This window comes from Enterobacter sp. N5-15 (assembly GCF_057221635.1).
Genome location: NZ_CM170150.1, coordinates 1,009,631 through 1,023,270 on the forward strand (window position 1 = coordinate 1,009,631; position 13,640 = coordinate 1,023,270).

The window sequence follows — 13,640 nt, forward strand, 5'->3', positions numbered from 1 at the left end:
TAATAAATTTCTTCTCTTTGCATTATGGATTCAGAATGCTAACTTCAGACAAAACTGAAAAAGGAACTGGCACGATGAAAAATCTCATTGCTGAATTGCTGGTCAAGCTGGCACAAAAGGAAGAAGAGTCAAAAGAGCTGGTTGCCCAGGTCGAAGCGCTGGAAATTGTGGTCACCGCGCTGCTGCGACAAATGGCGAAAACCGATCAACAGGCGTTGATTGAGAGCGTGGAAGGCGCGCTGGACAGCGTCAGGCCTGAATCGCAGGTTCCGGTTGAGGATGCCGAAATGCTCCACCAGTACGTAAAGAAGCTGTTAAGGCATCCGCGCAGCTAAACCGTCACCGGACGTAACGACGTGTCATAGAATTGTCATGCAGGATGCCTATAGTCGCTCTGTTTTTATTTTTATGTATTTGTACATGGAGAAAATAAATTGAAACAGAGCGCACTTTTCATCGCATTACTTCCCCTGTTAATTACCCCTGCCGTTTATGCCGATACTGCCCAAACCAGCGTGCTGGATAATCGTGCGGCAAAAGGGGATATCACCCAGCCTGGCGGCGCGCGCCGTTTATCAGAAGATCAAACTGCCGCTATTCGCGCTTCGCTGAATGACAAGCCGGCAAAAAATATTATTCTGCTGATTGGCGATGGAATGGGCGATTCCGAAATCACGGCGGCGCGAAATTACGCCGAGGGTGCGGGCGGCTTTTTTAAAGGTATCGACGCATTGCCGCTGACCGGACAATATACCCATTACGCGCTGGATAAAAAAACCGGTAAACCGGATTACGTAACGGACTCCGCGGCCTCTGCCACGGCGTGGTCCACCGGCGTGAAAACCTATAATGGTGCGCTGGGTGTGGATATTCACGAACAAGATCATCAAACCCTTCTGGAGATGGCAAAAGCGGCGGGTCTGGCGACCGGCAACGTCTCCACTGCTGAACTTCAGGATGCGACGCCCGCGGCGCTGGTGGCGCACGTGACCTCGCGTAAATGCTACGGCCCGTCAGTGACCAGCGAAAAATGCCCAACGAACGCGCTGGAAAAAGGCGGCAAAGGATCGATTACGGAACAGCTGCTGAATGCACGTCCTGACGTGACCCTGGGCGGCGGCGCGAAAACCTTCGCAGAAACCGCGACGGCGGGCGAGTGGCAGGGCAAAACGCTGCGCGAGCAGGCGCAGACCCGCGGCTATCAGCTGGTGAATGACGCCAGTTCTCTGGCAGCAATTACCGACGCGAACCAGGACAAACCGCTGCTGGGGCTATTCTCTGACGGCAACATGCCCGTGCGCTGGGAAGGACCAAAAGCCTCATATCACGGCAATATCGATAAACCTGCCGTAACCTGTACGCCTAACCCGAAACGCACTGACAGCGTACCGACGCTGGCGGCGATGACCGATAAAGCGATCTCTCTGCTGAGCAAGAGCGAAAAAGGGTTCTTCCTGCAGGTAGAAGGCGCGTCGATCGATAAGCAGGATCATGCGGCGAATCCGTGCGGTCAGATTGGCGAAACCGTCGATCTGGACGAAGCGGTGCAGAAGGCGCTTGAGTTCGCGAAAAAAGACGGCAACACCCTGGTGATCGTCACCGCGGACCATGCGCACGCCAGCCAGATCATTCCGGCAGATACCAAAGCCCCTGGCCTGACGCAGGCGCTGAATACCAAAGATGGCGCCGTTATGGTGTTGAGCTACGGCAACTCGGAAGAAGAGTCTATGGAGCACACTGGCACCCAGCTGCGCATTGCAGCCTACGGTCCGCACGCGGCAAACGTGGTTGGCCTGACCGATCAAACGGATCTGTTCTACACCATGAAGGCGGCGCTGGGTCTTAAATGATAAAATCCCGGCAGAAATCACATCTGCCGGGTGGTTTTTTTCCTGTCACGAACCAGACTTACAGGGAATGTTCACAAAAGGATGGTGCAATGAAAACAACATTACTGGTTACTCTGCTCTCTGGCCTGTTCCTGATCGCATCGGCGAACGCGGAAGAGAAAACGCTAACGCCGCAACAACAGCGTATGACCACCTGTAATCAACAGGCGACGTCTCAGAGTCTGAAGGGAGATGCCCGCAAGACCTACATGAGCGACTGCCTCAAAAATGGCGCCTCGAAGCCGGCTGAAAAAAGCCTGACGCCGCAGCAGCAAAAAATGCGCGAGTGTAATGCGAAAGCAACCGAGCAGTCCCTGAAAGGGGACGACCGCAGCAAGTTCATGAGTGCCTGCCTGAAGAAAAAAGTGTAGTTCTAACGGGTGAGCGGCTTCGGCGGCTCACCCGAAATTTCATACTTTCCCCGCAGACCCCCTCTCTATAATTTGGGAAATTGTTTCAGAATATTCCCAAAAATGATGAATGATGAAACGTATTACAACAAAAAGCGCATTCGGGAAGAGTGGAATTTAACCCTTTCTCAGGATGACCCTTACCGTGCCGGCATTCAGTTTTCCCGGCGAGTTCGGCTGGCGCGCGCCGTCGGGCTGGCGGCGATGTTTTTTCCGATTGCAGGGATGCTGGTCACCCATTTTTTACCCGGTGGCTGGTGGCTTTTACTGGTGGGGTGGGCGTTCGTCTGGCCCCATTTCGCCTGGCAGCTATCCTGTCGTGCCGCTTCACCTCATCAGCAGGAAATTTTTAATCTTAAAATCGATGCCATTATTGCCGGGCTCTGGATCGGCGTGATGGGGATGAATGCGTTACCCACGGCAGCGCTGGTGATGATGGTGGGGATGAATATGATGGGCTCCGGCGGCTGTCGTCTGTTCATCCCGGGGATCGCGTTGACGCTGCTCTCGGCGCTGGTGACCCTGCCGCTCGTCGGGAAGGTGGCCGTCTTCAACCCCGACCCCGTGGAGTGGGGCTTAACGCTGCCCGTACTCATGCTTTATCCCATGCTGTTTGCCTGGCTCAGCCACCGCACCGCCGTCAGGCTTGCGGAGCACAAGCGGCGGCTGGAAATGATGAGCACCCGCGACGGCATGACCGGGGTCTTTAACCGCCGACACTGGGAAATGCTGCTGCGAAATGAATTTGAGCACTGTCGGCGCGACCACAGCACCGCCACGATACTGCTGATTGATATCGACCACTTTAAAAACATCAACGACACCTGGGGGCACGACGTGGGCGACGAGGCGATCGTGGCGATTACGCGTCAGCTCCAGCGGTCAGTGCGGTCAGGCGATGCTATCGGCCGGTTTGGCGGGGATGAGTTTGCGGTGATCATGTCGCAGACGGCGGCGGAAAGCGCCATCGCCGTGATGTCGCGGCTGCATGAGCGGCTGGAAAAGCTGACGTTACCGTGCGCGCCAAAAGAAGCGCTGCGCATCAGCGTAGGCGTTGCCCCCTGGGGACCGCAGTTTGGACACTATCGGGAATGGCTGAAGGCGGCTGACGTGGCGCTGTACAAGGCGAAAAATGCCGGGCGCGGCCGCACCGAAGTGGCGGCCTGACGCCCGACGGCGATTATCAGGATTTACTCAGCTTCTCTGATTTTTCCATGCATTTTGCCATCGCTTCAATGACCGCCGAGCGGAACCCGCGCTCTTCCAGCACCCGCACCGCTTCGATGGTGGTACCGCCCGGGGAGCAGACCATATCCTTCAGCTCGCCCGGGTGTTTGCCGGTTTCCAGCACCATTTTGGCGGAACCCATGACGGCCTGCGCGGCGAACTTATACGCCTGCGCGCGCGGCATTCCGCCAAGCACGGCGGCATCCGCCATCGCTTCTAAAAACATGAAAACATAGGCAGGGGCTGAGCCACTCACGCCGACCACCGGATGGATCATCGATTCGGCAATCACTTCAGCCTCACCGAAGCAGCGGAAAATGTTCAGCACATCGGCCACTTCTTCCGTGGTCACCAGCGCGTTAGGCGTGACGGAGGTCATGCCGGCGTTGACCAGCGACGGTGTGTTCGGCATCGCGCGGACGATTTTACGATCGTGACCCAGCGCGCGCGCCAGCTGATCGAGCGTGACGCCCGCTGCAATCGACACGACCAGCGTCTCTTTATTCAGGCTGGAGGTGATATCGCTCAGCACTTTGATCATGATGTTCGGCTTGACGGCGCCAAAGACGATATCGGCGACCTGGGCCACTTCCTGCGCGCTTTCGGCAGCGTTGATCCCGTATTGATCGCGCAACGCGGCGACCTTGTCCGGTGACGGGGTATAGACCCAAATCTGACCCGGCAGCACCTGCCCGCTGGCGATCAGACCGCCCAGGATGGCTTTGCCCATGTTACCGCAGCCGATAAACCCGATTTTCTTGTCCATCACGATTCTCCGTCATTATGCGTTGTTTTCTCTGATTGATAGCTTAACAACGAAATGCAGGCGACAATAGTCGACAGAGTCATTATGGGGAGACAATATGGCGATTTGGGTTGATGCGGACGCGTGTCCGAATGTGATTAAAGAGATTTTATTTCGCGCCGCCGAGCGCGTTCAGATGTCGCTGACGCTGGTGGCAAACCAGAATATTCGCGTACCGCCCTCGCGGTTCATCCGCTCCTTGCGCGTGCCGGCCGGGTTCGACGTGGCGGATAACGAAATTGTTCGCCTGTGTAGCGCGGAGGATCTGGTGATCACGGCGGATATTCCGCTGGCCGCTGAAGTGCTGGAGAAAGGGGCGGCGGCGCTCAATCCGCGCGGGGAGCGTTATTCGCCTTCGACCATTCGCGAAAAGCTCACCATGCGCGATTTTATGGATACGATGCGGGCCAGCGGCGTGCAGACCGGTGGGCCGGACAGCCTGTCCCAGCGCGATCGCCAGCAGTTTGCTGCCGAGCTGGATAAATGGCTGCTGGAAGTGAAGCGCCGCACAGCGTAATGATAATTATTGTCAATTTGTGGTACAGTGTGGCCTCCACAGGGTTGTCATCCCGTACCGCTTTGCAGTAAAGTAATCGCAACATCTTCTGCAATTATTTCTTTACACTCTTCAGCCATTCGGCATCAAGGGGAACACCTGGCATGACCCAACCCATCTTTTTAGTTGGCCCCCGCGGCTGTGGGAAAACCACCGTTGGCCTGGAGCTGGCACGCGTGTGTCATCGCCAGTTTGTTGATACCGACCACTGGCTGCAAACCGAGGCCGGAAAAACCATCGCTGAGATCGTTGAGCAAGAGGGATGGGAGAGCTTTCGCGCACGCGAAACCGCCGCGCTGAAAGCGGTCACTACCCCATCTGCCGTGATCGCGACCGGGGGTGGCATTGTTCTGGCGGAGTGTAATCGTCACTTTATGCGCGAAAAGGGGATTGTGATTTATCTCAGCGCGCCGGTGTCGGCTCTGGTAGGGCGTCTGGAAGCTTTTCCGGAAGAGGGGCAACGCCCCGCGCTGACCTCCAGGCCGCTCAACGAAGAGGTGAGTGAAGTGCTGGCCGAACGCGATGCGCTATACCGCGAAGCGGCTCACCACGTGGTGGATGCGTCAGCGTCTCCCGAAGACGTTGTGATTCAGATTATTACCGCCCTGCGTTTGGCTTGTGCCAGCTAACCGGCGTCTATACTTATAGCTCAGACATAAAAAAAGGATGAGCTATGCCAACCAGACCTCCCTATCCGCGTGAAGCGCGCATTGTTACCGTTGAAAAAGGCCATACGGGTCATACCGTGACCTGGTATCAACTGCGTGCCGATCACCCCAAACCGGACTCGCTGATCAGTGAACACGAGACTGAACAGGAAGCGCTGGACGCGAAACGGCGCTACGAAGATCCCGATATAACCTGAATGTTTTCCTAAACGCTCCAATATCGTGCCTGAATCACACTTTTTACTCATCGGGAAAGTTAAGCAGGAGTTAATATTTAGTTATTACAAGTAACTCCGGTATCGGCAGGCGATCTTTACATTTCGATGTCGGGATCACCTGCTACGCTATGTGCTGTTTTGTTGAAAAAATGAACTGTGCAGCGTAGTGAGCCTGTACCTGTGTACACGATGTTGGAGTAATGGAAGGCGATAAAAATGAAGGCAACGTTGGCGATCCTCACCATTGGTGTGGTCCCTGTAAGCGAAGTGTTACCGCTCTTAACCGAGCATGTATCTGAACAACAGATAACGCATCTCAGCCTGCTGGGGAAGATGAGTCGGGAAGAGGTCATGGAAGACTACGCTGTCGAGGCGGGGGAGGAACCCCTGGCGACGTTATTAAGTGACGGTAAACTGGCGCACGTTTCACGCCAGAAAATCGAGCGCTCGCTGCAGGGCGTGATAGAAGTGCTCGATAATCAAGGTTACGACGTTATTTTGCTGATGAGTACCGCACCCATTAAGGGGCTTACGGCGCGTAATGCGATTTTGCTGGAGCCGATGCGGATCATTCCACCGCTGGTGGCCTCTATCGTTGACGGGCATCAGGTGGGGGTGATTGTTCCCATTGAGGAGCTCATGGATAACCAGGAGGCAAAATGGCAGGTGCTGGAAAAAGTGCCCTTGTACGCGCTGGCAAATCCGTTCTGGGACAGTGAGGCCAAGCTCATTGCTGCCGGGAAGGAACTGCTTGAGAGAGGGGCGGACGTCTTGATCCTGGACTGCCTGGGTTTCCACCAGCATCATCGTGACCTGCTGCAAAAAGCGCTGGATGTGCCCGTGCTGTTATCCAACGTTCTGATGGCTCGTCTGGCCTCGGAACTCCTCATGTAATGATTTTGCGTGACAGGTGATGAGCATGGCCCCTATAGTGAATTTTTATCTATAAATATAAGGGCCAGTTCATGCTTCAAAGTAACGAATACTTTTCCGGTAAAGTGAAATCCATTGGTTTTACCAGCAGCAGCACTGGTCGCGCCAGTGTCGGCGTAATGGCGGAAGGGGAATACACCTTTGGCACGGCGGAAGCTGAAGAAATGACGGTCGTCAGCGGGGCGCTGAACGTCTTACTGCCGGGTGAAACGGAATGGAAAGTTTACGCTGCCGGGCAAGTTTTCAACGTCCCTGGCCACAGCGAATTTCATTTGCAGGTGGCTGAACCCACCTCTTATCTGTGCCGCTACCTGAAATAAAAAATAAGCCGGGTGGCGCTAACGCTTACCCGGCCTACGTTTTGCCTGTTATCTCTGCGCTTCGCCGCCGAGACCTTCCACCAGATTCTGAATCAACGCGGCCAGCTCGCCGGTCATCAGGATGAAGTCCGCGTCAAAACGCTGGGCGTAATCTTCCCTGTCGATATCTTCGTTCTGATCGCGCAGCTCGTCGCAGAACTTCAGACGCTTCACGGAGCCGTCGTCGCACATCACGAACTGAATACGCTGCTGCCAGTCGAGCGCCAGTTTAGTGACCACTTTACCCGCTTCAATGTGTACGGCGATCTCGTCGCTCACCAGATCCTGCTTCTTCGCGCGGATCACGCCGCCATCTTCCAGCAGGGCTTTCAGCTCGGCTTCATCAAGGATCTGGAAACCCTGCGCCGCTGCGCCGCTGCGTACCCATTCGGTCAGCGTCAGCTCGATCGGCGTTTCAAGCGCCAGCGGAACGACCGGTAAAGAGCCGATGCTTTTGCGCAGCAGGGCCAGCGTATCTTCTGCTTTCTTGGCGCTTGCGCAGTCCACCATGATCAACCCGTTGACGGTGTCGATCCACATCATGGTCTGGCTGAAGCGGCTGAAGGCGCGCGGCAGCAGGGAGTGCAGCACTTCGTCTTTCAGCGAATCTTTTTCGGTCTTTTTCAGCTTGCGGCCCTGTTCGGCTTCCAGCTTGAAAATTTTCGCTTCGAGCGCCTGCTTAACCACCGGCGTCGGCAGGATTTTCTCTTCTTTACGGGCGCAGACGATGATTTGACCCGTGCTGCTGGCGTGGGTCAGTGCATCGCTTTGTGAACCCATTGGCGGAACCCAACCGGTTTTCGCCATATCCTGGCTACCGCAAGGGGAAAAGGTATAAGCGGCTAACTGTTTTTCCATCTCTTCTGCACGCAGCGAAACGTCGCGGCTGAGACGGTAAACCATCAAATTTTTGAACCACAGCATGATAATTTCCACGGCCTTGTCGTTAAATCAGCGGGCATGATAACGAATTGTCGCATCGCTTGCATTGCTAATCGGGAAGCGTGCTTCTACTCTGTTGATAATCAAAATAATGAGGAGAGTCTTGTGCGTATTGGGATCGATTTGGGCGGCACCAAAACAGAAGTCATCGCACTGAGCGAGCAGGGGGAGCAGCTGTTTCGCCATCGTCTGCCGACGCCGCGCGATGATTATCACCAGACTATCGAGACGATTGCCAGACTGGTTGAGATGGCCGAGCAGGCGACAGGGCAAACCGGCAGCGTCGGGATGGGGATCCCGGGGTCGATCTCGCCGTATACCGGAGTGGTTAAAAATGCTAACTCCACCTGGCTCAACGGTCAGCCGTTTGATAAGGATTTGAGCCAGCGTCTGAAACGGGAAGTGCGTCTGGCCAACGACGCCAACTGCCTGGCGGTCTCTGAGGCCATCGACGGCGCGGCGGCCGGTGCCCAGACCGTGTTTGCCGTTATCATCGGTACCGGCTGCGGCGCGGGCGTGGCGTTCGGCGGGCGCGCCCATATCGGCGGCAACGGTACCGCGGGCGAGTGGGGACACAACCCGCTGCCGTGGATGGATGAAGATGAGCTTAAATACCGCGCTGAGGTGCCGTGCTACTGCGGAAAGCAAGGCTGTATTGAGACGTTTATCTCCGGCACCGGGTTTTCGACCGACTACCACCGTCTGAGCGGCCAGCCGCTCAAGGGCAACGAAATCATGCGTCTGGTCGAAGAACAGGATCCGGTCGCCGAGCTGGCCCTTAGCCGCTACGAAATGCGGCTGGCGAAATCCCTGGCGCACGTGGTGAATATTCTCGATCCGGACGTGATTGTTCTCGGCGGCGGCATGAGCAACGTCGACCGGCTGTACGCCACGGTACCGAACCTGGTGAAACAGTGGGTGTTTGGCGGCGAGTGTGAAACCCCGATCCGCAAAGCTGTCCACGGTGACTCCAGCGGCGTGCGCGGCGCGGCGTGGTTGTGGCCGGAATAAACGCAAAACGGCAACTTGCGTTGCCGTTTTTAATGTTTGTACCCTCTCCCTGTGGAAGAGGGTCAGGGTGAGGCAAGGTAAAAGCAAAACAGCAACGCAAGTTGCTGTTTTTGGTGTTTGTACCCTCTCCCTGTGGGAGAGGGCTAGGGTGAGGGCATCAGACCGCACCCACCCCCACCCCCATTTATTCCACCGCAAACACCTTATCCAGCCTGCTATACCCCAGCCCGTTAATCTTCTTCACCTTGATCTGCACCGGAATGCGCTCTTTCATCGCCTCTACGTGGCTGATCACGCCGATGGTTTTCCCGGTGGCGTTCAGCGCGTCGAGCGCATCCAGCGCGGTATCCAGCGTTTCGCTGTCGAGCGTGCCGAACCCTTCATCCAGGAACAGGGAATCGATCCGCGTCTTATGACTCACCAGGTCGGAAAGGGCCAGCGCCAGCGCCAGGCTGACCAGGAAGCTCTCGCCGCCGGAGAGCGTGCGGGTATCGCGCACCGCGTCCGCCTGCCACGTATCGACCACTTCCAGCTCCAGCGCGTCGCTGGCCTTACGCTGCAGCAGATAACGCCCGTGCAGACGGTTAAGCTGCTGGTTAGCAAGCCAGACAAGATTGTCCAGCGTCAGCCCCTGCGCGAACTTACGGAACTTGTCGCCGGTGCTGGAGCCGATCAGCGCGTTCAGATAACCCCAGTCGTCCGCCTGGCGCGCGGCCTCATCAATTTGCTGCATCAACGCCAGCTGGTGCTGACGGTTATCGCTGTCCTGCTTAAGCTGCTGGCGGATCTCGCCCTGATGCGTCGTATTCTCGCGAAGCCGTTGCGCCAGCTGCTGCAGCTGGCTTTGCAGCGCAGGAGCATCGGCGTCGAGCCCTTCCGGCCGCAGCGCCAGATGAGCCTGCAGCTGCTGGTTAGCCTGGCCGGAGAGGGCCGCGGCCTGCTGTATCTGGCTTTCCAGCGACTGTTTCAGCTGTTCGAGGTGGCGAATAGTGTCGTCATCCAGCAGCGCGGCAAGGAACGCGTCCCGATCGGCAAAGCAGCTCGCTGAGAGCGCCGCGGTGAACTGCGTCTGCGTCTGCTGCAGGCGCTCTTGCTCCAGCTTTTCCTGCTGCTGCTGCGCGGTGAGCTGGCTCTGTAGCGACACGCATTCGTCGTGCACGTCGCGCCAGCCGTCCGGAATGGCCGGTTCGGCCTCTTCGCTGTGCGTTTCCGGAAGCGTGTCGAGCAGCGGTTTGAGAGCGTTTATGCGTTCCAGAAGCACGCCGTGCTGCGTTTGTTTCTCCTGCCACTGCGCGAATTCCGCTTCGCGGGCGTGCAGCCAGGCGGCTTCATGACCGTCTTCAGGTACGTTAAGCGATAGCGAGAGCAGGGTGTGTTCCAGCGCCTGGCGCGCGGCCGTCAACTGCTGCTGATATTGTCGCTCCTGCACTTCCTGCTCGTTCAACTGGTTTTGCAGGGTCAGACGCTGGCTGAGCTGATAGAGCTGGTGCTCGTACTGTTCCTGCTCGTTCATCCATGGCGTGATATCTTCCTGAATATTCAACGCGATGTTCAGGGAAGCACAGGCTTCCATCCACTCTTTAGTGAGTGCTTGCTCTTCCTGAGAGAGAGTCTGCGCTTCGTCCGTCTCGCGCTGGATCTGCTGACTCAGGGCATTAACCTGTCCCAGCACCAGCAGGCCTTCCTCTTTAAGCGCGGCGACCTCTTTTTCCAGAGCATCACGGCGGCGCTGGTTATCCGTCAGCTCAAGCGACTGGTATTGCGCAACGGCGGGATGCTCGCTGGAGCCGCACAGCGGACAGGGTTTGCCTGCCTCAAGCCGGGAACGATAGCTTTCCAGGTCTTTAATCGTCGCTTCACGTTCGCACAGGGCCTTCAGGTCCAGATAGTGCTGATGTTTCTCTTTGTACTGCTGGCGGCGCAGCGTCAGCGTTTCATTGAGTTTATTTTGATCGGCCTGGGCCTTCTGCACGCTTTCACCGCTCTGGCGCAGGCGCTTTTGCAGCGGCTGATAGCGGGCATGCAGCGACGTTAGCCGCTGGTGCAGCGTGCGTGACCGGGACTGCTGCTCCATGGCCGCGCTGACCTCATCCGCCGTCAGCGTCAGCGCATTTTCCGGCATCTCAGCCAGCCTGTTGCGTAATTCGCTCATCTTCGCAGCAAGCGAGGCTAACTGCGTTTTATCGCGGTTAAGCTGCGAGAGCTGAGCACGCCAGCCGGCTATCTCCTGCCCCAGCAGGCGATAGCGCTCGTGCTCCGCCAGCCACTGCGCCAGCGCCGTCAGCTCGGTCTGAAGCTGCTCATGATTCCGCTGGGCGGTATGACGGATCCGCGCGCGCAGTGCGGTTTTGGCTTGTAAGCGAATATTTACTTCGATAATTCGCTGTTGGGTTTGCGTCAGACGCGCGGTTTGATCCTGCTGATGCTCCCAAAGCGGTCGAAGCTGGGCGGCGGGCAGAGCGAGCTGGAGCTTGGCCAGCTCCGGCGCAGCGTTCGTCAGCGCCTGTTGCGCCTGCTGCTGCATCGCGGTGACGCGCTGTTGCTCAAGCACGAGCTCGTCATGGCGCGTAAGCCACTGAAAATCTTTCTGCTGGCTTTGCTGCTGAACCAGCAGGGTTTTCTCTTCGTCAGTAAGTGCCTGCAAACTTTGCTGTAACTGCTGCTGTTGCTCTTCGCTCAACAGCACGACGCCCGCCGCCTGCGCCTCGCATTTTTCAAGCACGCTGCGGGCGGCTTTGTGTTTTTCAAACACCATGGCGGAAATCTGGCCGTAGATCTCGGTGCCGGTCAGCTCTTCCAGCAGCTCGGCGCGATCGCTCGGCCTGGCATTAAGAAAGGCGGCAAACTGCCCCTGTGAGAGCAGCATGGAGCGGGTAAAGCGGCCATAGTCCAGCCCGGTGAGCGCAGCGGTTTGCTCCAGTTTATCCGTTACTTTGTCCGCCAGGATTTTGCCATCTTCGCAGCGCGCCAGCTCCACGCGCGGCGCCTGCAGGTTTCCGTCCGGCTGGTTGCGCGCGCGGTTCTGGCTCCAGAAGGCGCGGTAGGCGGTGCCTTTTACCTCGAACTCCACTTCCGCCAGGCACTCGGCGGTGTCGCGCGTCATCAGGTCGTTTTGTGCCTGAGAAACCTTCTGCAGTCGCGGCGTTTCGTGATAAAGCGCCAGGCAGATGGCGTCGAGCAGGGTGGTTTTACCAGCCCCGGTCGCGCCGGTGATGGCAAACAGACCGTTGCTGGCAAACGGCTCCGCGGTAAAGTCAATTTTCCACTCGCCCTTGAGGGAGTTGAGATTTTTCAGGCGCAGGCTCAAAATTTTCATGCGTTTTCTTCCTCATCATTGAGCGCATGCAGGGTATGGCTGAACAGTTCGCTGAGTCTTGCGCGCTTCGCGTCGTCAATTTCCTCCTGCGAGAGCCTGCGTTCAAACACCTCTTCAACCCGAAGCTCACTGAGCGTTTCGCGTTGAGCGCTTAACAGAATTTTCTCGCGCTGCTCGCGGCTGCGGCGTACCAGTAAGACTTCGACGGGCAAATCTTCCGTCAGCGCCTGAATTTTACGCTGCATATCGTGCAGGTAGTCATCGGTGGTGATTTCGATATCCAGCCAGACGGGCGGGTTAAGCGCTTTTCCGCGCCACTGCTCAAGCTGGGCGGTAATGGCGTCGAGATCGCCCTTAAGCACCGCCAGCGGCTGGGTGACGGGCACCTCCAGCGTCTCAACGGCGCGGAGTTTGCCCCCGGAGAAGCTCACCAGATGGACGGATTTGGCCTTGCCCGTCTCGTCAAAGCTGAGCGAAACAGGCGAGCCGCAGTAGCGGATGTGCTCGCTGCCGCCGACGATCTGCGCCCGGTGAATGTGTCCGAGCGCAATGTAGTCGGCTGGCGGGAAGTTCTGCGCCGGAAAGGCGTCCAGCGTACCGATATAGATGTCACGTACGGCGTCACTTTTACTGGCCCCGACGGTGGTGAGATGCCCGGTCGCAATCACCGGAATCGGCTGGTCGCCGCGCAGGGCGCAGGCATCGGCGTGCTGCTGGTGATAATAGTCGGTGATGGCCTGTAACAGATGCTGTTGCTTTTCGCCGCCGGAAAGTCCCGCCTGGCTTTGCACAATATCGCGCGGACGCAAAAACGGAATGGGGCACAGCACCGCCCCCGGCGTGCCGTCGCGTTTTTTCAGGATCTGCGGGGCGTGCCCGGCGCTGGCGACGACGGTAGTATTGAGAAATGCCAGGATGTCGCGGGATTCATTCAGCGTCGCGACGGAATCGTGGTTACCGGCGACAATCACCAGATGACAGCCGGTTTGCTGCAGATTCACCACGAAGCGGTTGTACAGTTCACGCGCATAGCTGGGGGGCGAGCCGGTATCAAAGATGTCACCCGCCACAATAATCGCGTCCACCTCGTGCGTCCTGGCCGTTTCCAGCAGCCAGTTCAGGAAGGCTTCATGTTCAGCCGCACGGCTTTTGCTGTAAAAATTTTGACCCAGATGCCAGTCCGAAGTGTGAAGTATGCGCATAGCTGATCCGTGGCAAAAAAGAGAAAGCAGGATTATAAACGTTCAGAGACGGGAAAATAACCGCTGTAATAAAACAACGGTTTGCCCGTTATCGTGGTACTGTT

At 57.2% G+C, this 13,640-nt stretch carries 14 protein-coding genes; 10 read left to right on the plus strand and 4 right to left on the minus strand.

The genetic code is table 11. The features are described 5' to 3' along the window. The first annotated feature begins 74 nt into the window (after positions 1-74). The 4 genes from iraP to adrA all read left to right on the plus strand — a co-directional run bounded on the left by iraP (position 75) and on the right by adrA (position 3,466). On the plus strand, positions 75-335 hold the full coding sequence (iraP, locus tag AC2TE5_RS04675; RefSeq protein ID WP_024906786.1) for an anti-adapter protein IraP: 261 nt from the start codon (positions 75-77) through the stop codon (positions 333-335). Positions 336-434: 99 nt separating this feature from the next. Beyond that, positions 435-1,850 carry an alkaline phosphatase gene (phoA, locus tag AC2TE5_RS04680; RefSeq protein WP_484612744.1) on the plus strand — a complete coding sequence of 472 codons (1,416 nt, stop codon included), beginning with the start codon at positions 435-437 and terminating at the stop codon, positions 1,848-1,850. Positions 1,851-1,939: 89 nt separating this feature from the next. Continuing rightward, positions 1,940-2,260 carry a phosphate starvation-inducible protein PsiF gene (gene psiF / locus AC2TE5_RS04685; RefSeq protein WP_134349079.1) on the plus strand — a complete coding sequence of 107 codons (321 nt, stop codon included), beginning with the start codon at positions 1,940-1,942 and terminating at the stop codon, positions 2,258-2,260. Between the two features lie 102 nt (positions 2,261-2,362). Further along, positions 2,363-3,466 carry a diguanylate cyclase AdrA gene (adrA, locus tag AC2TE5_RS04690; RefSeq protein ID WP_484612745.1) on the plus strand — a complete coding sequence of 368 codons (1,104 nt, stop codon included), beginning with the start codon at positions 2,363-2,365 and terminating at the stop codon, positions 3,464-3,466. Between the two features lie 16 nt (positions 3,467-3,482). Here the strand turns inward: adrA and proC are convergent, their stop codons facing one another. Then, a complete protein-coding gene (proC, locus tag AC2TE5_RS04695; protein ID WP_024906789.1) occupies positions 3,483-4,292 on the minus strand; it encodes a pyrroline-5-carboxylate reductase in 810 nt (269 codons plus the stop codon). Between the two features lie 97 nt (positions 4,293-4,389). Here proC and AC2TE5_RS04700 point away from each other — a divergent pair, with 97 nt between their 5' ends. From AC2TE5_RS04700 to ppnP, 5 genes are all read left to right on the plus strand, one after another. Beyond that, positions 4,390-4,848 (plus strand): YaiI/YqxD family protein, encoded by a 459-nt coding sequence (locus AC2TE5_RS04700; protein ID WP_213330043.1) that lies wholly within the window; start codon positions 4,390-4,392, stop codon positions 4,846-4,848. A 143-nt stretch (positions 4,849-4,991) separates the two neighbouring features. Beyond that, positions 4,992-5,516 (plus strand): shikimate kinase AroL, encoded by a 525-nt coding sequence (gene aroL / locus AC2TE5_RS04705; protein ID WP_032639634.1) that lies wholly within the window; start codon positions 4,992-4,994, stop codon positions 5,514-5,516. 44 nt (positions 5,517-5,560) lie between these two features. Then, positions 5,561-5,752, plus strand: a complete 192-nt coding sequence (gene yaiA, locus AC2TE5_RS04710; protein ID WP_023334675.1) for a protein YaiA — start codon at positions 5,561-5,563, stop codon at positions 5,750-5,752. A gap of 237 nt (positions 5,753-5,989) precedes the next feature. After that, on the plus strand, positions 5,990-6,667 hold the full coding sequence (locus AC2TE5_RS04715) for an AroM family protein (RefSeq protein WP_484612746.1): 678 nt from the start codon (positions 5,990-5,992) through the stop codon (positions 6,665-6,667). A gap of 71 nt (positions 6,668-6,738) precedes the next feature. After that, positions 6,739-7,026, plus strand: a complete 288-nt coding sequence (gene ppnP / locus AC2TE5_RS04720; protein WP_008503270.1) for a pyrimidine/purine nucleoside phosphorylase — start codon at positions 6,739-6,741, stop codon at positions 7,024-7,026. Between the two features lie 48 nt (positions 7,027-7,074). Here ppnP and rdgC read toward each other — a convergent pair whose 3' ends face one another. Next, a complete protein-coding gene (rdgC, locus tag AC2TE5_RS04725) occupies positions 7,075-7,989 on the minus strand; it encodes a recombination-associated protein RdgC (RefSeq protein WP_023310540.1) in 915 nt (304 codons plus the stop codon). A gap of 123 nt (positions 7,990-8,112) precedes the next feature. On the opposite strand from rdgC, the gene mak reads away from it, so the two are divergent. Continuing rightward, positions 8,113-9,018, plus strand: coding sequence for a fructokinase (gene mak / locus AC2TE5_RS04730; protein ID WP_484612747.1), 906 nt, complete (start codon positions 8,113-8,115; stop codon positions 9,016-9,018). Between the two features lie 184 nt (positions 9,019-9,202). On the opposite strand, the gene sbcC is transcribed toward mak, so the two are convergent. Next, positions 9,203-12,334: an exonuclease subunit SbcC gene (gene sbcC, locus AC2TE5_RS04735; protein WP_484612748.1), complete on the minus strand. Its 3,132-nt coding sequence runs from the start codon at positions 12,332-12,334 to the stop codon at positions 9,203-9,205. Continuing rightward, a complete protein-coding gene (gene sbcD / locus AC2TE5_RS04740) occupies positions 12,331-13,536 on the minus strand; it encodes an exonuclease subunit SbcD (RefSeq protein WP_484612749.1) in 1,206 nt (401 codons plus the stop codon). Before sbcD ends, sbcC begins: the two co-directional genes overlap by 4 nt. Between the last annotated feature and the right edge of the window lie 104 nt (positions 13,537-13,640).